At 62.4% G+C, this 22,920-nt stretch carries 20 protein-coding genes and 2 pseudogenes; 19 read left to right on the forward strand and 3 right to left on the reverse strand.

Annotated features, from left to right (window positions below; all coding sequences use genetic code 11):
* The 4 genes from KQH60_RS13750 to metH all read left to right on the forward strand — a co-directional run.
* A partial coding sequence (locus KQH60_RS13750; RefSeq protein WP_237576990.1) for a DUF3108 domain-containing protein occupies nucleotides 1-1,148 on the forward strand: 1,148 nt, incomplete at its 5' end.
* A 221-nt stretch (nucleotides 1,149-1,369) separates the two neighbouring features.
* Entirely contained in the window at nucleotides 1,370-1,627 is a 258-nt protein-coding gene (locus tag KQH60_RS13755; protein WP_237576991.1) for a DUF3567 domain-containing protein, read from the forward strand.
* 152 nt (nucleotides 1,628-1,779) lie between these two features.
* On the forward strand, nucleotides 1,780-2,829 hold the full coding sequence (locus KQH60_RS13760) for a homocysteine S-methyltransferase family protein (protein WP_237576992.1): 1,050 nt from the start codon (nucleotides 1,780-1,782) through the stop codon (nucleotides 2,827-2,829).
* On the forward strand, nucleotides 2,826-5,543 hold the full coding sequence (metH, locus tag KQH60_RS13765) for a methionine synthase (RefSeq protein ID WP_237576993.1): 2,718 nt from the start codon (nucleotides 2,826-2,828) through the stop codon (nucleotides 5,541-5,543). Before KQH60_RS13760 ends, metH begins: the two co-directional genes overlap by 4 nt.
* A gap of 92 nt (nucleotides 5,544-5,635) precedes the next feature.
* On the opposite strand, the gene KQH60_RS13770 is transcribed toward metH, so the two are convergent.
* Complete coding sequence (locus KQH60_RS13770) at nucleotides 5,636-5,962, reverse strand: DUF1840 domain-containing protein (protein WP_237576994.1); 327 nt, start codon at nucleotides 5,960-5,962, stop codon at nucleotides 5,636-5,638.
* 195 nt (nucleotides 5,963-6,157) lie between these two features.
* Here KQH60_RS13770 and argS point away from each other — a divergent pair, with 195 nt between their 5' ends.
* The 7 genes from argS (at nucleotide 6,158) to KQH60_RS13805 (ending at nucleotide 13,181) form a co-directional block, all read left to right on the forward strand.
* Nucleotides 6,158-7,966 (forward strand): arginine--tRNA ligase, encoded by a 1,809-nt coding sequence (gene argS, locus KQH60_RS13775; RefSeq protein WP_237576995.1) that lies wholly within the window; start codon nucleotides 6,158-6,160, stop codon nucleotides 7,964-7,966.
* 128 nt (nucleotides 7,967-8,094) lie between these two features.
* The gene (locus KQH60_RS13780) at nucleotides 8,095-8,862 is read left to right on the forward strand and encodes an SPOR domain-containing protein (protein WP_237576996.1); all 768 of its coding nucleotides are present in this window, start codon (nucleotides 8,095-8,097) and stop codon (nucleotides 8,860-8,862) included.
* Between the two features lie 124 nt (nucleotides 8,863-8,986).
* Nucleotides 8,987-9,634 (forward strand): thiol:disulfide interchange protein DsbA/DsbL, encoded by a 648-nt coding sequence (locus tag KQH60_RS13785; protein WP_237576997.1) that lies wholly within the window; start codon nucleotides 8,987-8,989, stop codon nucleotides 9,632-9,634.
* Between the two features lie 40 nt (nucleotides 9,635-9,674).
* Complete coding sequence (locus KQH60_RS13790; protein ID WP_237576998.1) at nucleotides 9,675-10,463, forward strand: SDR family oxidoreductase; 789 nt, start codon at nucleotides 9,675-9,677, stop codon at nucleotides 10,461-10,463.
* A 191-nt stretch (nucleotides 10,464-10,654) separates the two neighbouring features.
* Nucleotides 10,655-12,214, forward strand: coding sequence for an ABC transporter substrate-binding protein (locus tag KQH60_RS13795; RefSeq protein WP_237577020.1), 1,560 nt, complete (start codon nucleotides 10,655-10,657; stop codon nucleotides 12,212-12,214).
* A gap of 165 nt (nucleotides 12,215-12,379) precedes the next feature.
* Nucleotides 12,380-12,790: a hypothetical protein gene (locus KQH60_RS13800; protein WP_237576999.1), complete on the forward strand. Its 411-nt coding sequence runs from the start codon at nucleotides 12,380-12,382 to the stop codon at nucleotides 12,788-12,790.
* 1 nt (nucleotide 12,791) lies between these two features.
* Nucleotides 12,792-13,181 carry a GtrA family protein gene (locus tag KQH60_RS13805; protein ID WP_237577000.1) on the forward strand — a complete coding sequence of 130 codons (390 nt, stop codon included), beginning with the start codon at nucleotides 12,792-12,794 and terminating at the stop codon, nucleotides 13,179-13,181.
* Between the two features lie 139 nt (nucleotides 13,182-13,320).
* On the opposite strand, the gene KQH60_RS13810 is transcribed toward KQH60_RS13805, so the two are convergent.
* Entirely contained in the window at nucleotides 13,321-14,403 is a 1,083-nt protein-coding gene (locus KQH60_RS13810; protein WP_237577001.1) for an MBL fold metallo-hydrolase, read from the reverse strand.
* Nucleotides 14,404-14,483: 80 nt separating this feature from the next.
* Here KQH60_RS13810 and KQH60_RS13815 point away from each other — a divergent pair, with 80 nt between their 5' ends.
* From KQH60_RS13815 to bioB, 8 genes and pseudogenes are all read left to right on the forward strand, one after another.
* On the forward strand, nucleotides 14,484-14,915 hold the full coding sequence (locus tag KQH60_RS13815) for a MerR family DNA-binding transcriptional regulator (RefSeq protein WP_237577021.1): 432 nt from the start codon (nucleotides 14,484-14,486) through the stop codon (nucleotides 14,913-14,915).
* Nucleotides 14,912-16,741 carry a bifunctional isocitrate dehydrogenase kinase/phosphatase gene (gene aceK, locus KQH60_RS13820; protein WP_237577002.1) on the forward strand — a complete coding sequence of 610 codons (1,830 nt, stop codon included), beginning with the start codon at nucleotides 14,912-14,914 and terminating at the stop codon, nucleotides 16,739-16,741. Before KQH60_RS13815 ends, aceK begins: the two co-directional genes overlap by 4 nt.
* A gap of 53 nt (nucleotides 16,742-16,794) precedes the next feature.
* The gene (gene can, locus KQH60_RS13825) at nucleotides 16,795-17,592 is read left to right on the forward strand and encodes a carbonate dehydratase (RefSeq protein WP_237577003.1); all 798 of its coding nucleotides are present in this window, start codon (nucleotides 16,795-16,797) and stop codon (nucleotides 17,590-17,592) included.
* Between the two features lie 42 nt (nucleotides 17,593-17,634).
* Nucleotides 17,635-18,165: a hypothetical protein gene (locus KQH60_RS13830; protein ID WP_237577004.1), complete on the forward strand. Its 531-nt coding sequence runs from the start codon at nucleotides 17,635-17,637 to the stop codon at nucleotides 18,163-18,165.
* A 41-nt stretch (nucleotides 18,166-18,206) separates the two neighbouring features.
* On the forward strand, nucleotides 18,207-18,632 hold the full coding sequence (locus KQH60_RS13835; RefSeq protein WP_237577022.1) for a YchJ family metal-binding protein: 426 nt from the start codon (nucleotides 18,207-18,209) through the stop codon (nucleotides 18,630-18,632).
* Between the two features lie 61 nt (nucleotides 18,633-18,693).
* A pseudogene (gene bioA / locus KQH60_RS13840) lies at nucleotides 18,694-19,735 on the forward strand (adenosylmethionine--8-amino-7-oxononanoate transaminase); the annotation flags it as partial.
* Nucleotides 19,736-19,740: 5 nt separating this feature from the next.
* A pseudogene (gene bioD / locus KQH60_RS13845) lies at nucleotides 19,741-20,304 on the forward strand (dethiobiotin synthase); the annotation flags it as partial.
* A gap of 164 nt (nucleotides 20,305-20,468) precedes the next feature.
* Nucleotides 20,469-21,542: a biotin synthase BioB gene (gene bioB, locus KQH60_RS13850; protein WP_237577005.1), complete on the forward strand. Its 1,074-nt coding sequence runs from the start codon at nucleotides 20,469-20,471 to the stop codon at nucleotides 21,540-21,542.
* Nucleotides 21,543-21,632: 90 nt separating this feature from the next.
* Here the strand turns inward: bioB and KQH60_RS13855 are convergent, their stop codons facing one another.
* A complete protein-coding gene (locus KQH60_RS13855) occupies nucleotides 21,633-22,622 on the reverse strand; it encodes a sulfate ABC transporter substrate-binding protein (protein ID WP_237577023.1) in 990 nt (329 codons plus the stop codon).
* Nucleotides 22,623-22,920 lie beyond the last annotated feature (298 nt).

Here is a 22,920-nt window from a genome sequence, read left to right on the forward strand (position 1 = left end):
CCCGCACCCCGCGCGCGAACAATGACACCCGCCCCCGTACGCCGGCACACCCCACACCGGCTGACACGGCCGCACAAGCCTTTGCCGGCACACGCGCTGCGCTCGCCAGCAAATACGGCGCCGGCCGGCAAGCGCAGCCGGCCACGTGCGACGCGGTGGCCAGCGACGCGTTGCCGCTGGCCGAGACGCCGGGCGCATCCGATGCTTCGCCTGCCTCGGCTGCTTCCGGTGCTTCCGGTGCTTCCGGTGCGCTAAGCGTTTCGCGTACGTTGGCCGCTTCAGCCCCATCGCCGGCCTCCGCGTCGGTCACTCCCGGCGGCGAGAAATTCACGCTGCCCCCGAGCGCGGACATCCGATACGACACTTTCTACAACGGCGTACAAAATCAGGTTGGCACGCTGCGTTGGACTACCGATGGCTCGCATTACCAGATGGTCGTCTCGATGACGCTGCCGTTCGTGGGCACATACAGCTTCACCAGCGAGGGCCGCGTCGATGCATTCGGGCTCGCGCCGCAACGCTACGTGGAACAGCGCGGGCGCCGCGGCACCGATACGACGCGTTTCGAGCGCGACACGCAGCCGGGGCGCATCGCGTTCTCGCGCTCGCCCCAAACCGTGCCACTGTCCGACGGCGCGCAGGACCGCTTCAGCATGGTGATGCAATTGGCCAGCCTCGTGCGCGGCGACCCGTCGGCCTATACGCCGGGCGTCACACGCCAGTTTTTCGTCGCCGACAGCGACAGTGGTGAGACCTGGCCAGTCGAGATGATCGGCACCGAATCGGTGCAGGCTCGACAAGGATTTGTCGATGCATTGCATTTCATGCGCCTGCCGCGCCGCGACGGCGACCGGCGCCGTATCGACGTATGGCTCTGCCCCATGCTCGATTACCTGCCGGTCAGGCTGGTGCAAACCGAGCCCAATGGCACGCAAGTCGAATTGCTCTGGCACGGCAAACTGCCGATGAACAGCGAGGTGGGCCGGTTCACCCCATCCGGGGCGGCCGACATGCCCGAAGCGGGGACCGTCACTGCGGTCAAACCCGCTCAGAAGCGTCTGCCGCCCGCGACCGCCAATGCACCCGCGTCCGTGCCGGGCATAAGCCATGCTGAACCATTGCCATGGCAAGCGCCGGCGAAACCGTAACGTGGATGCTTCGCTTCGCCGTTCAGCACGTCGGCCTGGCGCTGGAATCCTTTTTCGCACCGGTGGTCGAATCGGTAGATTCGGAACGACAGTCAGTTCGACAACGTAACATACTGTAACCGCAGGAAATATCCGTTCCGGGTCGGCCCCTTGAATTTCTGATCAACCTCTCCATCTACGGTGCAAACCGTGGCAGAGCAACAGAATTGAGGAGTGTCGCCATGCAAATGATCTACAACAGCCCGAACTACTGCGTTGTCGAATTCGCCCCCCAAGCCGAGCACGGCACCCTGCTGTCCGGCGGATTCGAGATCGTCGACAAGCATGCGCAGCGTGAAATATTCATCGACGGCTCGATGGCGGCGCGCTTTCGTGAGCACGTGCAGCGCCTGATCCAAGAGCAACCGTCGCTGGAGGAAGTCGACGAATTCCTCGGGCAATTCGATAGCTTGATGAACCAGCCCGTCGTACTGCATTGATTCTCGATCGCTGGCGGACTCCAAAAAGACCCCCACCGGATACCCGGCGGGGGTTTTCTTTTAGAATGCCATGTTACGGCACACTTCGGCACGCGCCGCCGACCGTCACGACGTGAAGTGACGCGGCCAGCCACAACTCGTGCATTCATCCCATGCCAAACGCACACAGCCTTCGCTACACCCGGGGCAGCGCACTGCCCGCGCTGCTCGCGCGCCGTATCCTGATACTGGACGGTGCAATGGGCACGATGATCCAGCGCTACAAGCTGTCCGAAGCCCAGTACCGTAGCGAGCGGTTCGCTACGCTGGACCATGATGTCAAGGGCAACAACGAGTTGTTGTCGATCACGCAGCCGCAGATCATCGGCCAGATCCACGAGCAGTATCTGGCCGCCGGCGCGGATATCGTCGAGACGAACACGTTCGGTGCGACCCGGATCGCCCAGGCCGATTACCGAATGGAGACACTTGCCGTCGAAATGAATATCGCTTCGGCACGGTTGGCGCGCGCCGCATGTGACCAGTATTCGACGCCGGACAAGCCGCGTTTCGTCGCTGGGGCGATTGGGCCCACGCCGAAGACCGCAAGCATCTCGCCGGATGTCAACGACCCGGGCGCGCGCAATGTCACCTTCGACGAATTGCGCGACAGCTACTACGAACAAGCGCAAGCGCTGCTTGATGGCGGTGCGGACCTGTTCCTGGTGGAGACGATCTTCGACACGCTCAATGCGAAAGCCGCGTTGTTCGCGCTCGACCAATTGTTCGAGGATACCGGCGAGGTGCTGCCGATCATGATTTCCGGCACGGTGACCGATGCGTCCGGACGAATCCTGTCCGGACAGACTGTCGAGGCATTCTGGAACGCGCTGCGCCACGCGCGGCCGCTGACCTTCGGGCTAAACTGCGCGCTCGGGGCGGCGCTGATGCGGCCGTACATCGCCGAGCTGGCGAAGTTGTGCGACACGTACGTGTCGTGCTATCCGAACGCCGGGTTGCCGAACCCGATGAGCGAGACCGGCTTTGACGAGACACCGGAGGTCACCTCCGGACTGCTCAAGGAATTCGCCGACGCGGGTCTCGTCAATCTGGCTGGCGGTTGCTGCGGCACAACGCCCGAACACATTGCAGCGATCGCCGCGCGCCTGGCAGGCGTCAAGCCGCGCGCATGGGCGCATTATCAGGAAAAAAGCGAGTCATGACCGACCATACGATGCGCCTTTGCGGACTCGAAGCGTTCAACGTCACGGACGCGACGCTGTTCATTAACGTCGGCGAACGCACCAATGTAACCGGCTCCAAAGCCTTCGCGCGCATGATCCTGAACAGCCAGTTCGACGATGCGCTCGCCGTCGCGCGCCAGCAAGTCGAGAACGGCGCGCAGGTGATCGACGTGAACATGGACGAGGCGATGCTCGATTCGCGCGCCGCGATGGTTCGCTTCCTGAACCTGATCGCGTCGGAACCGGATATCGCACGGGTGCCGATCATGATCGACTCGTCCAAATGGGACGTGATCGAAGCGGGGCTGAAATGCGTGCAAGGCAAGGCGATCGTGAACTCGATCTCGCTAAAGGAAGGCGAGCAGGCGTTTCGCCACCATGCGAAGCTGATCCGCCGCTACGGTGCGGCCGCCGTCGTGATGGCATTCGATGAAAACGGCCAGGCCGACACCTTTGAGCGCAAGTGCCAGATTTGCCAGCGCAGCTATGACATCCTCGTGAACGAAGTGGGCTTCCCGCCCGAGGACATCATCTTCGATCCAAACATCTTTGCGATCGCCACCGGCATCGACGAGCACAATAACTACGCGGTCGACTTCATTAACGCCACACGCTGGATCAAGCAGAACCTGCCGCATGCCAAAGTGAGCGGCGGCGTATCGAACGTATCGTTCTCGTTTCGCGGCAACGACTCAGTGCGCGAGGCGATCCATACGGTGTTCCTGTATCACACGATCCAGGCCGGCATGGATATGGGCATTGTCAACGCCGGCCAGCTCGGCGTGTACCAGGAGTTGGACCCCGTGCTGCGCGAGCGCGTCGAAGACGTCGTGCTCAATCGTCGGCCCGATGCGACGGACCGGCTACTGGAGATCGCGGACAAGTACAAGAGCGGTGCGGCCAAAAAGGAGGAAAACCTCCAATGGCGAGACCAGCCGGTCGAGCAGCGGCTGGCCCACGCGCTCGTGCACGGCATCACGACCTTTATCGTTGAGGACACCGAGCAGGCGCGCATGAAAATCGCGCAAGCCGGTGGGCGGCCGATCAACGTGATTGAAGGGCCGTTGATGGACGGCATGAATATCGTCGGCGACCTGTTCGGACAAGGCAAGATGTTCCTACCGCAGGTGGTGAAATCAGCGCGCGTGATGAAGCAGGCGGTCGCGCACCTGATTCCGTTCATCGAGGAGGAAAAGCGTCAATTGGCCGCCGCCGGCTCGGACGTGAAGCCTAAAGGCAAGATCGTGATCGCCACGGTCAAGGGCGACGTGCACGACATCGGCAAGAACATCGTGTCCGTGGTGCTCCAGTGCAATAACTTCGAGGTGGTCAACATGGGCGTGATGGTGCCGTGCACGGACATCCTTGCGACCGCCAAAGCCGAAGGCGCCGACATCGTCGGACTGTCCGGGCTAATCACGCCGAGCCTGGAGGAAATGGCCTACGTCGCCGCCGAGATGCAGCGCGATGAGTATTTCCGTGGCAAGAACATCCCGCTGCTGATCGGCGGCGCGACCACCTCGCGCGTGCACACCGCGGTGAAGATCGCGCCGAACTACGATGGCCCGGTTGTCTACGTGCCCGACGCGTCGCGCTCGGTCTCGGTCGCCTCCAGCCTACTGTCCGACGAAGGCGCGGCGCGTTACATTGACGAGTTGCGCGCCGACTACGACCGGATCCGCGAGCAGCACGCGAACAAGAAGGCCCAGCCGCTGGTCACACTGGCGCAGGCACGCGCGAACAAGACCCGCATCGACTGGGACGGCTATGTGCCCCCCAAGCCCAAGTTCGTTGGCCGGCGCACGTTCAAGAACCAGGATCTGGCCGAGCTTGCGCGCTACATCGACTGGGGCCCGTTTTTCCAAACCTGGGACCTGGCCGGACGCTTCCCGGCGATCTTAGACGACGAGGTAGTCGGCGAATCGGCGCGGCGCGTGTTCGACGATGGCAAGGCGATGCTCGCGCGGCTGATCCAGGGACGCTGGCTGAGCGCGAACGGCGTGATCGCGCTGTTGCCCGCCAACACGGTGAACGACGATGACATCGAAATCTATACCGACGAGCGCCGCACACAGGTTGCGCTAACGTGGCGCAACCTGCGCCAGCAAAGCGTGCGACCCGTCGTGGACGGCGTGACGCGGCCCAACCGCTGCCTGGCCGATTTCATTGCGCCGCGCGCCAGCGGCATCGCCGACTACATCGGCTTGTTCGCGGTCACGGCGGGATTAGGCGTGGACGCGCGCGAGAAGCAGTTCGAGCAGCACCATGACGACTACAGCGCGATCATGCTGAAGGCGCTCGCGGACCGGCTTGCCGAAGCGTTCGCCGAACAACTGCATCAGCGCGTGCGACGCGACTTGTGGGGCTACGCGGCCGACGAGGCACTGAGTAACGATCAGTTGATTGCTGAGCAGTACGCCGGCATTCGGCCCGCGCCCGGCTATCCGGCGTGTCCGGACCATCTGGTCAAGCGTGACCTGTTTGCGACGCTGCAGGCGGACGAGATCGGCATGAGCCTGACCGAATCGCTGGCGATGTGGCCAGCGGCCAGCGTGTCGGGCTTCTATCTGTCCCACCCGGACAGCCGGTATTTCACCGTCGGCAAGATCGGCGACGATCAGCTCGAGGACTACGCGCGCCGCATGGGCCTGTCACTGGAGCACGCGCGACGCGCGCTGGCGCCGCAGCTGTGAGCCCGATCTTGGCACGAGCCAATCGTTCACCGGCCCTGCCCGGCGGCGCCGGCGCGCGATGGCGCCCCCGCATTGCGGGGCGATTAGCGCGCTCAAACGCCCCAGATCACGTCCGATTTTTCCTTGTGCGCCTGCCGCAGCATGTCGAGGAACGGATAGGCACGCTGCGCCAAGCCGATCGGCACCTCGTGCGCCTCGTGATCCCCATCATGGTCATCGACATGGCCGCCGTGTTCGGCACGGCGTTGCTTGTCCTGCGCAATAGCCGCCTCGAGTTTGGCGATCGCCGGCTGCAATTCGTCATGCGCGATGACGCCACGCTGCGCGAGGCGCTTGCCGATGATCGCCAGCAGGAATTGCGCAAGGTTTTCGAGCATCGTCACCTCCACGGTGGCCCGAGACTTGAACGTGATCAGCATGGCGGCTCCTTGTTCGCTGCGTCGGTCCGGTCGCGCCAGCGTCGCTGGCGCTGCATGCGCACCGCACCGGCCTGAACTGTATTCGACAGTTTAGCACCTGCTAAAATCCATCATTTCCGCTTTGTGCGTGTTCGCGGGGCAGGCGGCCAATGGGGTTGCCGCGCCCGCGCCCGTTTCGATAACTGCCGTCATTCCATGCTGCCCGCACAGAAACACATCATCGAATCGATCCTAGCAGATGCCGTCGCCGGAGTCGTCCAGGCGTCGCCGGCGGCCAGCGATGCAGCATTCGTGCAGCCCACCATCGCGCTGGACCGGCCCAAGATCGCCGCACATGGCGATGTCGCGTCGAACCTGGCGATGCAACTGGCCAAGCCGCTGCGCGCCAATCCGCGCGTGCTGGCGCAACAACTGGCCGAGGCTACCCTCGCGCACCCGCGCGCAGCCGGGCTGATCGCCGGCGCGGAAGTCGCCGGCCCGGGTTTCCTGAACCTGCGGCTGACCGACGCCGCGAAACAGCAGACCGTGCACGCGGTACTGGCAGAGCGCGAGCGCTTCGGCTTTGCGCCGCCAGGGCACGGCGGCCATGGCAAGCAGGTGCTGATCGAATTCGTGTCGGCCAATCCGACCGGGCCGCTGCATGTGGGCCACGGCAGACAGGCGGCGCTCGGCGACGCCCTTGGCGCACTCATGCAGACACAGGGCTGGACCGTGCACCGCGAGTTCTACTATAACGACGCCGGCGTGCAGATCAATACGCTTGCCCTATCGGTGCAGGCGCGAGCGCGCGGCTTCAAGCCGGGCGATGCGCAGTGGCCGGAAGCGGCCTACAACGGCGACTACATCGCGGACATCGCGCGCGACTACCTGGCCGGCGAAACGGTGTCGGCCAGCGATGGCGCGCCTGTGACGGGCGCCGGTGACGTCGACAATCTCAATGCAATCCGGCGCTTCGCCGTGACCTACCTGCGCCGCGAGCAGGACATCGACTTGAAGGCATTCGGCGTCCAGTTCGACCAGTACTACCTGGAGTCGTCACTGTACGACGAAGGCCGCGTCGAGCGCGCGGTTCAGGCGCTGGTGAGCGCCGGCAAGACGTACGAGGACGATGGCGCGCTGTGGCTGCGCACCACCGACTACGGCGACGACAAAGACCGGGTGATGCGCAAGAAGGACGGCACCTATACCTACTTCGTGCCGGACGTCGCCTATCACGTCACCAAGTGGGAGCGCGGCTTCACGAAAGTGATCAACGTGCAGGGCTCGGATCACCATGGCACGATCGCGCGCGTGCGCGCCGGCTTGCAGGCATTGGCCATCGGCATTCCGAGCGGCTATCCGGACTACGTGCTGCATAAGATGGTCACCGTGATGCGCGACGGCCGCGAGATCAAGATCTCCAAGCGGGCAGGCAGCTACGTGACGGTGCGAGACTTGATCGTATGGTCCGGTGGCGGCAATCCAGACGAGTCCGCCGCCTCGCTGAGCCCTGGGCAACTGGACAGCGACATGCTTCGCAAGGGCCGCGACGCGGTGCGCTTCTTCCTAATCTCGCGCAAGGCCGATACCGAATTCACATTCGACATCGACCTCGCGTTAAAGCAAAACGACGAGAATCCGGTCTACTATGTGCAATACGCGCATGCGCGGATCTGCTCGGTGCTGTCAGAGTTGCGCGCACGCTATGCGGACGATCCCGAGGACTGGTCGCAGATTGACTTGACGCCGCTCGGCACCGAGCGGTCCAAGGCGCTGCTGCAAAAACTGGCCGAATATCCGCGGATGCTGGAGCACGCAACAAACGAATTGGCCCCTCATGCCGTCGCATTCTATCTGCGCGACCTGGCAGGCGAGTTCCATTCGTTTTACAACGACCGCGCCGAGCGGGTGCTCGTGGACGATGCGCGCGAGCGCCTGGCCCGCGCGGCGTTGCTGGCCGCGACGCGCCAGGTATTGGCCAACGGGCTCGCGACGATCGGGGTGTCGGCGCCCGAGAAGATGTAAGGCACGGCAGGCGGCGTGGGGACCGTATAATCGGTGCTTCCCGGTCACGGATGACTCGGGCGCGACAGCGGCATGGCGGCCACGGTGTCATCCAGGCGGTTTCATAGAGAAATAGGTAATCAAACACGATGGCAAAAGCACGACGATCTTCCTCGCCGAATTCGAAGCAACGTGGAGGGACGTTCCTCGGTATCGTATTGGGATTGATCGTCGGGCTGGCGATCGCAATCGTGGTGGCACTGTACATCAGGGGAGCGCCAACGCCGTTCGTGTCCAGGGGCAACGCACCCGAAACAGCATCCGACACGGCAGGGGGCGGCACGACGTTTGATCCGAACCGGGCGCTGGCCGGCAAGTCGCCCGGTCAGGCGGTACCACCATCGGCCACCCAGCCGCCGCCGAACACGGCGCCAGGCCAGAGCTCGCAGCCATCGCAGCCCACGGGCGTGCTGGAAGAGCCGCAGATCGTCGAGGTCCCGTCCACGGCCAGCGCCACGCCAGCGCAGCCGAAGCCCCCGGCGCTCTGGAGCCCGCCCGCGACGCCGGCGCCCCATCCCGCGCCGTCCGGCGGCAGCGCCAGCGCGCCCACCTCCGCATCGGCCAAGCCAGGCGCCGGCACGCCGGCTGCCCTGCAAAATCCGGACGCGAACGAGGCCAACACCGGCTATTTCCTGCAGGTCGGCGCGTACCGCACGGAACAGGATGCGGAGCAGCAGCGCGCGCGGCTGGCGCTGCAAGGATTCGAGTCCAAGATCACGCAGCGCGACGCCGGCGGGGTCGTGTATTACCGTGTGCGCATCGGCCCGTTCTCGCGTTTCGAGGACATGAACAGCGCCCGGCAGCGGCTGTCCGATGCCGGTGTCGACACTGCCGTGATCCGCTTCACGAAGCAATAGCCTCGAGTCCCGCGTCACGCGCGAGCCACGCGCGTGACGCGCACTCTTGAACCGGCGGCATCCGTACCCGTCTAAACAGGTTTCATGCCGCTTTTTTCTTGCCACGCTTTTGCCACGGTCCACCATGAAAAAAACCCTTAGCGTTGCCCTGCTCGCCGCCGCTGTCGCCCTCGGCGCAGCCCCGTTCGCCCACGCGTCACCGTCCGCGCCGGTCGCTGGCAAGGACTATACGGTGCTCGCGCCAGCCCAGCCAGTGAAGGCCCCGGCCGGCAAGGTCGAAGTGACCGAATTTATGTGGTACGGCTGCCCCCATTGCAGCGAGCTCGACCCGTACCTTGAAAAGTGGAAGGCCAAGCAAGGTGCGAACATCGTGTTCCGGCGCGTGCCGGTCGCGTTTCGCGACCAGTTCGTTCCTCACTCGAAGATGCTGCTCGCGCTGGACGTGCTCGGCCTGAGTGACAAACTCGCGCCCGTGATCTTTGACGAGATCCACGTCAAGCGGAACTACCTGCTGACGCCGGACGCGCAAGCGGACTTTCTTGCCAAGCACGGCGTGGACAAGAAAAAGTACCTCGATGCATATAACTCGTTCACCGTCGCGAGCGAGTTGAAGCGCGTGTCGCAGATGGCGCAGGACTACAAGATCGACGGCGTGCCAACCGTGGTCGTGCAAGGCAAATACGAGACTGGCCCGGCGGCGACCAACAGCCTGGAAGGTACCGTTCAGGTACTCGACTACTTAGTCGAGCAAGTGGCCGCGAAGAAAATGTAGCGGGTGCGACGCATCCCGCGCCACGCCATGCCATGCCGCGATGAGTGAAGCCGCCCCATTGAAGGTCTTCATCACCGGTGCGTCGAGCGGCATCGGGCTCGCATTTGCGCGCCACTACGCGCGAGCGGGGGCGAGCCTGGGGCTGGTCGCACGCCGTGGCGAGGTCCTGGCCCACTTTGCCGAGTCGTGCCGCAGCCGCTTCCCGCAAGCAAGCGTGTCGATCCATGTGGCAGACGTACGTGATGCCGCCGCGCTCGCGCTCGCGGCACAGCAGTTCATCAACCGCTACGGTCTGCCGGATATCGTGATCGCAAACGCTGGCATGAGCGCCGGCGCAGTCACCGGCCACGGCGACCTGCCAGCGTTCCGCGCGATCATGGACACTAACTACTTCGGCATGGTCGCGACCTTCGAGCCATTCGCCGCCGCGATGGTCGCCGCCCGGCGCGGTACGCTGGTGGGCATTGCCAGCGTGGCGGGCGTGCGCGGCCTGCCAGGCGCAGGCGCCTACAGCGCGTCCAAGGCGGCCGCGATGAAGTACCTGGAGGCGCTACGGGTCGAGATGCGCCCCGCCGGCGTGGCAGTCGTCACGATCGCGCCCGGCTACATCCGTACGCCGATGACCGACGGTAATCCCTACCCGATGCCGTTTTTGATGGACCCCGACCGGTTCGCCGCTAACGCGGCGGCGGCCATCGCCGCCAAGAAGCGCTTCGCCATCTTCCCGCGACCAATGCGCGTAGTTGCCGCGTTGCTACATGTGCTGCCGCGCTGGCTCTACGATTTCGCGTTCGAGCGGGCGCCGCGCAAACCCCGCGCTGCGCGATAAAGCGACGCGACAAACAGCACGGTGGCGAAAAACGTATCAGAATAGCCGGATTCGGCCCCTGCCGCCTGGTAGTCGAGGCCACCATCAGGAACCGTGAAGAATAAGCTTTGGGAGATCGTATGCGTGTGAAACACCCCGTTAGCGTGCGCCGTGGACCACGCGGCGCAGCCGCGTGGCTCGGCGTGGCGACCATGCTGCTGACCGCGCCCGCCTGGTTGCAGGCCAAGCCGTTGACCGTGTGCACCGAGGCTAGCCCGGACGGCTTCGACGTCGTGCAGTACAACTCGCTGACCACCTCCAACGCATCCGGCGACGTCGTCTTTAATCAATTGGTGCGCTACGACGAGTCGGTCGGCAAGCTCGCGCCGTCGCTCGCCGACCGGTGGGAGGTCAGCTCGGACGGGCTCGTCGTCACGTTCCACCTGCGCCCCAATGTATCGTTCCAGACTACGGAAGAATTTAAGCCGTCCCGCGCACTGAACGCCGACGACGTATTGTTTACGTTTAACCGGATGCTCGATCCGAATCATCCTTGGCACAAGATTGGGGGCAATGGCGGCTTTCCGCATGCGCAGTCGATGAACCTGCCGAAGCTGATCAAATCGGTTACCAAAGTGGACGACCTGACGGTGAAGTTCGAACTTTCCGAGTCCAATGCAACGTTTGTGTCGATCCTGACGATGCCGTTCACATCAATCTACTCGGCAGAGTACGCGCGCCAGTTGGAAAAGACGGGCAGACAAGCCGACATCAATTCGAAGCCGGTTGGCACCGGTCCGTTCGTGCTGAAAAGTTACACGAAGGATGCGGTGATCCGCTACGACGTGAATCCAACTTATTGGGGTCGTAAACCGAAGATCGACCGGCTAATCTATGCCATTACGCCCGATGCGGCGGTGCGCGCGCAAAAGATCAAGTCAGGCGAATGCCAGATTGCGCTGTCGCCCAAGCCGCAGGATGTAGTGGCAGCCAGGAGCGACAAATCACTCAAGGTCGTGCAAACACCAGCGTTTATGACCGCGTTTGTCGCATTGAATACGCAGCATAAGCCGCTGGACAATGATAAGGTCCGGCAAGCATTGAACATCGCGTTCGACCGGCAGACGTACATCAAAACGCTGTTTGACAACACGGCAGTGCCGGCCGTCAACCCGTATCCGCCCAATACGTGGATCGATGACAAGACGATCGAGCCCTACCCGTACAACGTCGAGCAGGCGAAAAAGCTGCTGGCCGACGCCGGTTATCCGAACGGTTTTGAGACGACGATCTGGGCGCGCTCCGGCGGCAGCGTGCTGAATCCGAACCCGAAAGCAGGCGCCGAGCTGTTACAAGCCGACTTAGCGCGCATCGGCGTGAGGGCACAGGTCAAGGTCATTGAATGGGGACAGCTGATCAAGGATGCGAAGCAGGGTCAGCACGACCTACTGTTCATGGGATGGGCGGGCGACAACGGTGATCCGGACAACTTCCTGACGCCGCAGTTTTCGTGCGCCTCGGTGAAATCCGGCATCAATTTTGCCCGCTACTGCGACCCGCAACTGGACAAATTGATCGCGGATGGCAAGCGCACCGCCGATCAGCCCACCCGCGCGAAAGTGTACGCCGCCGCCCAGAAGATCATTCATGACAAGGCATTGTGGATTCCCCTGGCATACCCGAGCGCGACCGCGCTGACGCGCAGCAATGTCAGCGGCTACCGGGTGAGCCCGTTCGGCCGACAAGACTATTCGAGCGTGAAGGTCGACTAGGCAAACGTTGGCGAGCTCGGATAGAAAACGCTGACACACCACATTTGTGAGCCTTATCATCGCTTTTTCACCGATATGCTGTCTGGATACCGCGCATTCTCACGCCGTTTTGTACAATCTTTTCCGGCTCATGCGAGCAGCTTTGAGATTGAAACCGAGTTCACGATGCATGCACTGGAACTGCGCATGCCCGTCGCCGAGATTTCGACTGCATATGGCGTGCGACCGCGAGGATCTACCAGTAAGCTGAACACCTGGACCGACGGTTGGCGAATCCTGATGATGATTGTGCGGTTGTTCAAAGCGGGGAAGCCACTACTGTTTTTTTCGATGGGCTTCTTCGTCTGTGCACTGTCGTCGTTACTGCTTGCGCTTCCCGTCTTTGACGATTATTTGCATACCGGATTTGTGCCTCGGTTGCCAACCGCTGTACTGTGCGCGGCATTGATGCTGATTGGTTCGATCCTGCTAGCCTGCGACATCATACTGGACACTGTGACGCGCGGGCGCATCGAGGCAAAGCGATTTGCATACTTGTCGGTGGATGCGCCACGGCCTGCGACAAAACAAGGCTAACGTGCGTTCGCAATTCCTTCGTTTCGCGATCGCCGGTATAGCGGGATTCATTGTCGACGCCGGCATGCTATGGCTCATGCTATGGATCGGGCTCGGCTACTTCGCTGGACGCGCGGCGTCGTTTCTCGTGGCCGTCTGGGTCACCTGGCAGTTGAACCGGCAATTCACATTCTCGGACAAACAATGCGGATCGGCGTGGCGCCAATGGTGGCGGTACTTCATCGCAATGTTCGCTGGCGGGTGCGTGAACTACGCCGCATACAGCGCAGTGGTCCTTAATTTGCCACCGCGCGTCTTTGTACCTTACATCGGGGTAGCGGCTGGCTCGCTCGCTGGACTTGCGGTAAATTTTTCCTCTGCCCGCTGGTGGGTTTTCCGTCGCAAGCGTTAACAATGAAGAGAAACAAAAGCGGAACAGTTGATAGCCGACAGTTTGAATGCCATGCCTATGGTCCGCATAGCCGCCCCGCTAGCGTCGTCGTGTATCCAACGGGTCTGATGAGCACACCGCCCGGCTTATCGACGGCACACTAATTAGCGTACGGCGCGAACCGAATCACGCCGTCGTGCTCGACGCGCTCAAGTTCGCCGGCATGCCAAAAAAAATGCAAATGGGCCAGCGCCTCGCCCATCGCAAACGTCATCTGATGCAAGTCCAGCGGCCGCTTGAACATCAGCGGCACGATGTCGGCTGCACTGTGCGGCTGCCGCGCGCACGCTTCACGCACTTCGTCCAGCCGCGCCGCATGATGCTCGCGTAACTGTGCGATGCGCGTGTGCAGGCCACGGAACGGCTTGCCGTGCGACGGCAACACGAGCGTATCATCAGACAATCCATGATAGCGGCCAAGCGAATCCAGATACTGCGCCAGCGGGTTGCCGCCCGGCTCGATCTCAAACACCGATACATTCGTCGAAATCCGCGGCAACACCATATCCCCGGAAATCAACAGGCGGTCCGCGTCGCAATACAGCGCGCAATGCTCGATCGAATGGCCCAATCCGGTGATCACGCGCCAGCGCCGCGAGCCGATCGTCACCGTATCCCCCTCCTGCATCCGCACATACGACATGGGCACCTGCGGGACCAGCGCGTGGTAATACCCTTTGCGTACACGGATCTTCTCGACCGACTGCGGATCGTTCAGGCCGTGGCTTGTGAAAAACCGCGCAGCCGCCTCGCCGCCGGCGTTCGAATCCCCATCCTTGGCCGATGACAGTAGACGGCCCATCAGGTACTCGCCCAACGTCATCCACAGCGGGGCGCGCCAGCGGCCGCGTTCGCCACCGTCGCACAGCCAGTGCGCCAAGCCCAAATGGTCCGGGTGAAAGTGGGTGACCAGCACGCGCAGCACCGGCAAGCCGCCCAGCACATCGTCGAAAATCCGCTCCCAATGGGCCTTGATCGTGTCGCTCGCGATCCCGGAATCAATGATCGTCCAGCCGGGTTGCGCGCCGGATTGGTCGCGCAGCAGCCACAAGTTGATGTGGTCAAGTTTGAAGGGCAGCGGCATGCGGATCCACAACACGCCAGGCGCGACTTCGTGCACGGCGCCGTCGGCCGGCAGGATATCGGCGAAAACGTAGTCCAACTGATGTTCGAGCGCGTTCATGGGAGTCGGGTTTGCAGTCGTTGCGTTCCGGTAAGGTTGACGATAACGTAAACATGCATTGTATCCATGTTGCTGCCGACATGCCGACGCACTACACCATGACTGAATTAGCCCGTGAATTCGACGTGACGCCGCGGGCGGTCCGTTTCTACGAGGACCAGGGCCTGTTGTCGCCGAGCCGCGAGGGCGCAAGCGGCCTGCGCCGCGTCTTCTCGGCGCGGGACCGCACGCGGTTGAAGCTGACGTTGCGCGGTAAGCGGCTCGGTTTCACGCTGTCCGAGATCCGTGCGCTGCTCGACCTATACGAATCGCCGACCGACACGGTCGCGCAGCTTCAGGCCTTTCTCACCACGCTGACCGAGCACCGGCGGGTGCTGGAGCATCAAATGGAAGATCTGAACGCAACGCTCGAGGACCTTGCCCAGTACGAGGCGCAAGCGCAAGCGCTGCTTGAGTCATCGCAGCGGCATGATGTGGCTACCGAACTACGGAAAAAGACGCTAATTGCATGAAACTTTTCCCGAAACTGCTGTCGTCGCAGATCGGTTTTGACGTCGCGCAGACGATCCTGGAGGGTTTCAACCGCCATTACCAGATCTTTCGCGAGGCCGCGATCAACGCGAAATGCCAGTTCGAGCGCGGCGACTGGCACGGTTTGCAGAAGCTCGCGCGCGAGCGGATCACATCGTACGATGATCGGGTGCGTGAGTGCGTCGAGTTGCTCGAGGACGAATATGACCCGGAAAACATCGACGACGAAGTCTGGCAACAAATCAAATTGCACTACATCGGGTTGCTGACCCACCACCGGCAGCCCGAGTGTGCAGAAACGTTCTTCAATTCGGTGTGCTGCAAGATGCTGCACCGCTCTTATTTCAATAACGACTTCATTTTCGTGCGCCCGGCCATCTCAACCGAATATATCGAGAACGACGAGCCGGCGGCCAAGCCCACATATCGCGCGTACTACCCGGAAGCCGACGGGCTCGCGTCGACGCTGCAGCGCATCGTCACGAATTTCCAGCTCGACGTGCCGTTCGAGGATCTGCCACGCGACGTGGACTGCGTGATGCGCTCAATTCGCGACGCGTTTGGCGAGTTCGACGCGGCGTTCAACTTCCAGATCCACGTGCTGTCGTCACTGTTCTTTCGCGACAAGGCAGCCTACATCGTCGGGCGGATCATCAACGGCGAGCATGTGATCCCGTTCTCGGTGCCGATCCGGCATACCGCGGACAGCCTGCTGACGCTGGATACGGTGCTGTTGCGCCGCGAGCAAATCCTGATTATTTTCAGCTTCTCGCACTCGTACTTCCTCGTCGACATGGAGGTGCCATCGGCCACCGTGCAGTTCCTGCGCTCGATCATGCCGGGCAAGCCGAAGGCCGAGATTTACACATCGGTGGGCCTGCAAAAACAGGGTAAGAACCTGTTCTACCGCGACCTGCTGCATCACCTATCGCACTCCAGCGACAAGTTCGTCATCGCGCCCGGCATTAAGGGATTGGTGATGCTGGTGTTGACGCTGCCCTCGTTCCCTTACGTGTTTAAGTTGATCAAGGACAGTTTCCCGCCACCGAAGGAGACCACGCGCGAGCAAATCCAGGCCAAGTACCAGCTCGTCAAGCGGCACGACCGTGTCGGCCGGATGGCCGACACGCTCGAGTATTCGGAAGTCGCATTGCCGCTGTCGCGGCTGGACGATGCGCTGACCAAGGAACTGGAGACATACGCGCCGTCGATGATCGAGTACGAGGGCGACACCGTGGTGATCCGCCATCTGTACATCGAGCGCCGGATGACGCCGCTCAACCTGTATCTGCAGCATGGCACGGACGAGCAGGTCGATCACGGCATCAAGGAATACGGCAATGCGATCAAGGAACTGATCAAGGCCAACATTTTTCCCGGCGACATGCTATATAAGAACTTCGGTGTGACGCGTCACGGCCGCGTTGTCTTCTACGATTACGACGAGATCGAATACCTGACGGACTGCAATGTGCGCCGCGTGCCGCCACCGCGTCATGATGAGGATGAGATGTCGGGCGAGCCCTGGTACGCGATCGGCCCGCACGATATCTTCCCGCAGACCTACGGCACGTTCCTGCTCGGTGACCCGCGTGTGCGCGCCGCGTTTCTGCGTCATCACCCGGATTTTTTCGACCCGGCGTTGTGGCAGTCAACCAAAGAACAGTTACTAGCTGGTATGTTACCCGATTGCTTTCCCTATGAACGCAGCGAGCGATTTTGCGTGCGTTACCCTGAATGCTTCGCAGCGGCCCGCCCCCGCCGCGCAGCCGTTGGCCAACGCACGCCGCGCGCCGCCGTTGCATGAGACCTAACCGACACGCAATGTACGAAGCACGACCAACAAACGAAACGATGACCATGGATCAAAAACCGTCCTCTCCCGCGTCTGAACCGCTTGCACACCTGTTCGAGAACAACCGGCTGTGGGTTGAGCGCAAGCTCGGCGAAGACCCCCAGTACTTCGCGAGACTGGCCGAGCAACAGAACCCGGAGTACCTGTGGATCGGCTGCTCCGACTCACGCGTGCCCGCCAACCAGATCATTGGCTTGCCGCCCGGTGAAGTGTTCGTGCACCGCAACATTGCCAACGTGGTCGTGCACTCGGACCTGAACTGCCTGTCGGTGATCCAGTTCGCCGTCGAGTTGCTCAAGGTCAAACACATCATGGTGGTTGGCCACTATGGCTGCTCGGGCGTGCGCGCCGCGCTGTTCGGCACGCGCGTCGGACTGGCCGACAACTGGCTGCATCACATTCAGGACGTGCACGGCAAGCACGCGGCGCTGCTTGCTGAATGGCCGCTGGGCCAGGTGCGACACCACCGGCTCGTCGAGCTCAACACGATCGAACAAGTGGTCAACGTGTGCCGCACGACGATCGTGAACGATGCGTGGAAACGGGGCCAGCCGCTTACCGTGCATGGCTGGGTGTACGGCGTGCACGATGGCAAGATGCGCAACCTGGGCATGACGATCTGCGAGCCGGGCGCGCTGGACACAACCTATGCGCGGTGCGTGGATGCGCTCAAGCGCAACCGTCCAGCCGATGCGGCGCCGCCGTCTCATCCAAACGACGTGCTCGCCGACGATGCGGCGCGCTTGGCGGCAGCCGTCGGCCACGTCCACCCAGGCGAACCCGCTGCCGGCGTTACGCGCTGAATCGAACCAGGAAATACTCGATTTGAGCCAGAAGACACCCCGATGACCGCCTCCATCGAACGCGATCCGATCGTGATCGCCAGCGTTGCCCGTACGCCGATTGCTGGCTTCCAGGGCGATTTCGCGTCGCTGACCTGCCCGCAGCTCGGCGCTGCGGCGATTAGCGCCGCGCGGCAACGGGCGCGCTTGGAGCCCGCGCAGCTCGACGAGGTGGTGATGGGGTGCGTGCTGCCCGCCGGAGTTGGCCAGGCGCCGGCGCGCCAGGCCGCTTTGGGCGCAGGGCTGCCGCTGTCCACCGGCTGCACGACAGTCAACAAGATGTGCGGTTCCGGCATGCGCGCCGCGATGTTCGCGCACGACATGCTGGCGGCGATGCAGGCACACCGCTTACCACACGAGAAGGTCAACGTGCATGGCGGCGCCTGCGCGCTGGGCCATCCGATTGGCGCCTCGGGTGCGCGCATCATCGCGACGTTGATCGGCGCGTTGCGCCAGCGCGGCCTGAAGCGGGGTGTTGCAAGCCTGTGCATCGGCGGCGGCGAAGCCACTGCGATGGGGATCGAGTTGTTTTGAACCGCACACCGCAGACGCCCCGCGCGCGGCACACGGCACATCTGCACTTGTCGCCCGAGGCGCCGTGCCCCTGCGGCGCAGTGCAGCAAGGCCGCCCGGCACGTTATGGCCCCTGCTGCGCGCGCTTCATCGAAGACGGCGAAGCGGCGCCCTCGGCGCTCGAACTGATGCGCTCGCGCTATACCGCCTATACGCTGCATGCGTTCGACTACTTGCGCCAGACGTGGGACCCGTCCACCTGTCCACCGGATCTGGGCTGCGACGCCGATACGCCGACCCGCTGGCTCGGCTTGACGGTCAAGCAACACGTCAGCGACGATGATGCGCACAGCCGGGTCGAGTTCATCGCGCGCTACCGGAGCGCCGGCGCAGGCGGCGGGCGCGCACAGCGGCTGCACGAGCTGAGCCGGTTTTGCCGCGGTGACGACGGGCGGTGGCGCTACGTCGACGGCGACATGCTCGATTAATCAACACCGTCGTCTGGGCGGGCCGTTGACTGGCGCCGGGTAATTCGTATGACTATAGGCTTTGAAGAACCATTCGTCTGACCTAATTTGCCGCAGCCTGCGCGCAGTGTGGCATCCGTGCACGCAGATGAAGCACCATGAGCAGTTGCCATTGATCGCCGTTGCGCGCGGCGCCGGGGCATGGCTCTACGATCACGACGGCAAACGCTACCTCGATGCCATCAGTTCGTGGTGGGTCAACCTATTCGGTCACGCCAACCCGCATATCAACGACGCACTGAAGGCGCAACTGGACACGCTCGAGCATGCAATGCTCGCCGGCTGCACACATGAGCCGGCGGTCGAGTTGGCTGAGCGCCTGTCGGCCCTGACCGGCCACGTGCTCGGCCATGCATTCTTCGCGTCCGATGGGGCATCGGCCGTGGAGATCGCGCTGAAAATGAGCTTCCATTTCTGGCGCAACAGCGGCCGCAGTCAGAAACGCGGGTTCGTCTGCGTCGCCAACAGCTATCATGGTGAGACAATCGGCGCATTAGGCGTGACCGACGTTGCGCTATTCAAGGACGCGTACGATCCATTGATTCGCACCGCGCACGTGGTCGCGTCGCCAGACGCACGCCAAGCCCGTGCCGGCGAGCAGGCGGCGGACGTGGCGGTGCGCGCTGGACGATGTCAAACGACTGTTCGTCGAGCGCGGCGAACAGATCGCCGCGTTAATCGTCGAGCCGCTGGTGCAGTGCGCCACTGGCTTTGCGATGCACGATCCGTCGTACTTGGCCGGACTGCGCGCACTGTGCGACGAATACCACGTACATTGGATTGCCGATGAGATCGCGGTGGGTTGCGCACGCACCGGAACCTTCTTCGCCTGCGAACAGGCGCACGTATGGCCGGATTTCTTGTGCCTGTCCAAGGGCATCAGCGGCGGCTACCTACCGTTGTCCATCGTGCTCACGCGCGATGCGATATACGCGGCGTTCTACGATGACGACACCACACGCGGCTTCCTGCACTCGCACTCGTACACCGGCAACCCGCTCGCCTGCCGCGCGGGCCTGGCCACGCTCGAACTATTCGACGCACACGACGTACTGGCGCGCAACTACGCAACGGAATCTGGCATAACGAAGATGCGGACCTGCTACGCGAGGCGTCCAATGTCACGCTGCCGCCACACGTGTCCACGCCTTATCTGCTGCGCGAGCCGGCCGCCCCACATATCGTGGCCGCACGCGAGGGCGTGCAATTGGACATCGCGCATATCGTCGCCTGCCATCACGATGTCGAACAGCTCGCCGATGTGGTCGTCGTCGAAGGCGTGGGAGGGTTCCGCGTGCCGCTGGACGACATGTGGGATACGTCGGACCTCGCGTTCGCGCTCGAGTTGCCAGTCATACTGGTCGTCGGGTTGCGACTCGGCTGCATCAACCATGCATTGCTCAGTGCTGAGGCGATTGCGGCACGCGGCCTCATGCTAGCGGGATGGATCGCCAACGCGATCGATCCGGACATGGCATGCGTCACCGAGAACGTCGAGGCGATTCGACAGCGCCTGGATCGGCAGTATAGCGCGCCGCTGCTCGGTACGATCCCACGCCTGGACGGCAAGCGCGCCGATGAAGCGGCAACGTACATCGATATTGACGCATTGCTCAAGCGGCTTCGGCGCTGACGCGCGCGCTCATCCGGGCCTTGGCGGCGAACCATACCCGGTTGGTAAATCTGCTTACGGAATCCGACAATCAGCGCTGCCTGGGATGTACCCCGTGGGAAACTGGCTGATGTGCATCAATCCGCGCACATTCGAGCGGATTCGACAAAAACGGGGATAGACCGATGACGATGACCCAAAGCGCGGCCCACACCGGCTTGCCAGCGTCCATTGCCCGAAGCAGTTCAGATACACATGCGCTGACCGACATGAGTACAGCGGGGGTCGAACGCAACAGTACCACCGATCTCACGCGTGACCAGCACACCCTGCGCTGGAGCACCTGCGACATCGCTGCCTTGTACGAATTGCCGCTGGGCGACCTGCTGTTCCGCGCGCAGCAAACACATCGCGACCACTTCGACCCGAACGCCATCGAGCTGTCGACGCTGCTGTCGATCCGAAACGCCGGATGCGAGGAAGACTGCACCCGCTGTCCGTCATCCGCTCACCCTGGCACGGGACTGAAGGCGGCGCCGCTCGTGTCGTTGCACGAGGTGCTCAGCGCGGCTCGCGCGGCCAAGGAAAGCGGCGCGAGCCGGTTCTACATGAGCGCCGCATGGCGCAATCCAAAGGCGCGGCATCTGGACCAGATTTTGGAGATGGTCCGCGGCGTCAAGGCGCTCGGGCTACAGACCTGCGCCACGCTGGGCATGCTCGACGATGAGCAGGCCAAGGCACTACGCGATGCGGGTCTAGACTACTACAACCACAATCTCGACACCTCGCCCGAATTCTACGGGCAGATCATTTCGACCCGCACCTATCAGGATCGTCTGGATACGCTCGAGCGAGTGCGCAATGCGGGCATCGCGGTGTGCTGCGGCGGCATCGTTGGGCTGGGTGAGTCGCGCCGCGACAGGGCCGGGTTAATCGCTCAACTGGCGAACATGGTGCCCTACCCTGAATCGGTGCCGATCAACGGTCTGATGCGCGTGCAGGGCGCGTCGCAGCCCGATGCCACGGCGCTCGACCCATTTGAGTTCGTCCGCACGATTGCCATCGCGCGCATCACGATGCCCACAGCAGAGATTCGCCTGTCGGCCGGGCGCGAACACATGGACGATGCGCTGCAGGCGCTATGCTTTTTCGCCGGCGCCAACGCCGTACTCTACGCAGACCCCTTGCTGGAATCGGGCCACCCGCTGCGGGTCAGGGACCGCACGCTGTTTGCTCGGCTGGGGCTGCACATCGCGTAACTTTCGCGCTGGCTACAGCCACATGAGGCGGCCGCACCCTGCTTGAACGGCGCTTGGTAATTCACGCTGCGCGCCGTGTCTCCCTAACCACTATCGACGCTTTTTCGGGACTATTTCGTCAAGCGTTCCGCCGTCGATAAAATGCGTTTGCTCCGCTTTAGCCCAGCCACCGAATACCTGCTCGACAGTAAATGTCTTAATTGCCGGAAACTTTGCTGAATGCATGGCTAATATCGTCGCATCGCGTGGCCGCAAATTGTGATTTGCAATGATTTGCTGCGCCTCGGATGACCATAGGTAATTGAGATACGCCTGGGCTTGCTCACGCGTGTTGCGCTCGTCGACGACCTTGTCCACCAGGGCAACCGGCGGCTCAACAAGCAAGCTTATCGACGGATAAATCGCTTCATAGTTCTCTCCCCCTTCGCCACCTATGATGGAAGCCACTTCATTCTCGAACGTCACGAGTACGTCGCCGATACCGTGCTGCGTAAACGTCATCGTTGCGCCTCGACCTCCGGTATCAAACGTCGGCGTATCGGCTACGATCGCCTTCACAAATTTCTTCGCCTGAGCGTCATCACCGCCCCGTTGCAGTTTGTAGCCCCACGCAGCCAAATAGGTATAGCGGCCGTTACCCGATGCCTTGGGGTCGACAATAATGACCTGAATACCCGGCCGCGCGAGGTCATCCCAGTCCCTAATCCTTTTTGGATTCCCCTTGCGCACAACGAACACCACCGTGGTCGAATAAGGGCTGCTCGAATTCGGCAGCCGCGTACGCCAGTTCTCAGGCAGAAGTTTCCCACGCTGAGCGAGTAGATCGATATCCGTTGGGTGGTTCATCGTTACGACATCGGCCTGCCGCCCGTATAGCACGGACAGCGCCTGGGAAGTTGACGCACCGTGCGACTGCCGGATCGAGATGGATTTACCCGTGCTCTTCGCGTAGCTGGCGACGAAGCTTGCGTTGATATCCTCATAGAGTTCGCGCGTAACGTCATATGACACGTTTAGCAGCGACTCGTCGGCACGCGCCCCTCCCATAACCGCCAGCGCTAACACCCAACACGCTGTCATTACGAGCCATTTCACAGGGTGAATCTCCATCCCTCTCCCCGGTCTAAAAATCACATTGTAACGACCCCTTCAGCAGTAGGGTAGCCGAAGACCATAACGCTTGGTGCGCCCACTGTAGAACAACGCGCGTTCCAGTAGGGCATGCCGTCGGCACAGAATAGGGGTTCGTCATGCCGAGATCAGCCTGCTTTGATTTCTGTCAATGGGCCAACCGCTGACACTGGCATACTTGTTTGCATATGGACCGGAGTGTGCTGCCGCTGCCCGGCTCCGGAGCAAGCCGCAGCACACCGCACAA

Origin of the sequence: Mycetohabitans sp. B8, assembly GCF_021991875.1 — a bacterium.
Classification (GTDB): Bacteria; Pseudomonadota; Gammaproteobacteria; order Burkholderiales; family Burkholderiaceae; genus Mycetohabitans.

Coding starts and splice junctions, on each gene's coding strand:
- can (WP_237577003.1), top strand. CDS start 16,795: ATGGATCAAAAACCGTCCTCTCCCGCGTCTGAACCGCTTGCACACCTG.
- KQH60_RS13815 (WP_237577021.1), top strand. CDS start 14,484: ATGCCGACGCACTACACCATGACTGAATTAGCCCGTGAATTCGACGTG.
- KQH60_RS13755 (WP_237576991.1), top strand. CDS start 1,370: ATGCAAATGATCTACAACAGCCCGAACTACTGCGTTGTCGAATTCGCC.
- KQH60_RS13785 (WP_237576997.1), top strand. CDS start 8,987: ATGAAAAAAACCCTTAGCGTTGCCCTGCTCGCCGCCGCTGTCGCCCTC.
- metH (WP_237576993.1), top strand. CDS start 2,826: ATGACCGACCATACGATGCGCCTTTGCGGACTCGAAGCGTTCAACGTC.
- KQH60_RS13855 (WP_237577023.1), bottom strand. CDS start 22,622: ATGACAGCGTGTTGGGTGTTAGCGCTGGCGGTTATGGGAGGGGCGCGT.
- KQH60_RS13760 (WP_237576992.1), top strand. CDS start 1,780: ATGCCAAACGCACACAGCCTTCGCTACACCCGGGGCAGCGCACTGCCC.
- KQH60_RS13770 (WP_237576994.1), bottom strand. CDS start 5,962: ATGCTGATCACGTTCAAGTCTCGGGCCACCGTGGAGGTGACGATGCTC.
- KQH60_RS13810 (WP_237577001.1), bottom strand. CDS start 14,403: ATGAACGCGCTCGAACATCAGTTGGACTACGTTTTCGCCGATATCCTG.
- KQH60_RS13800 (WP_237576999.1), top strand. CDS start 12,380: ATGCATGCACTGGAACTGCGCATGCCCGTCGCCGAGATTTCGACTGCA.
- KQH60_RS13795 (WP_237577020.1), top strand. CDS start 10,655: ATGCTGCTGACCGCGCCCGCCTGGTTGCAGGCCAAGCCGTTGACCGTG.
- KQH60_RS13790 (WP_237576998.1), top strand. CDS start 9,675: ATGAGTGAAGCCGCCCCATTGAAGGTCTTCATCACCGGTGCGTCGAGC.
- KQH60_RS13830 (WP_237577004.1), top strand. CDS start 17,635: ATGACCGCCTCCATCGAACGCGATCCGATCGTGATCGCCAGCGTTGCC.
- aceK (WP_237577002.1), top strand. CDS start 14,912: ATGAAACTTTTCCCGAAACTGCTGTCGTCGCAGATCGGTTTTGACGTC.
- bioB (WP_237577005.1), top strand. CDS start 20,469: ATGACGATGACCCAAAGCGCGGCCCACACCGGCTTGCCAGCGTCCATT.
- argS (WP_237576995.1), top strand. CDS start 6,158: ATGCTGCCCGCACAGAAACACATCATCGAATCGATCCTAGCAGATGCC.
- KQH60_RS13780 (WP_237576996.1), top strand. CDS start 8,095: ATGGCAAAAGCACGACGATCTTCCTCGCCGAATTCGAAGCAACGTGGA.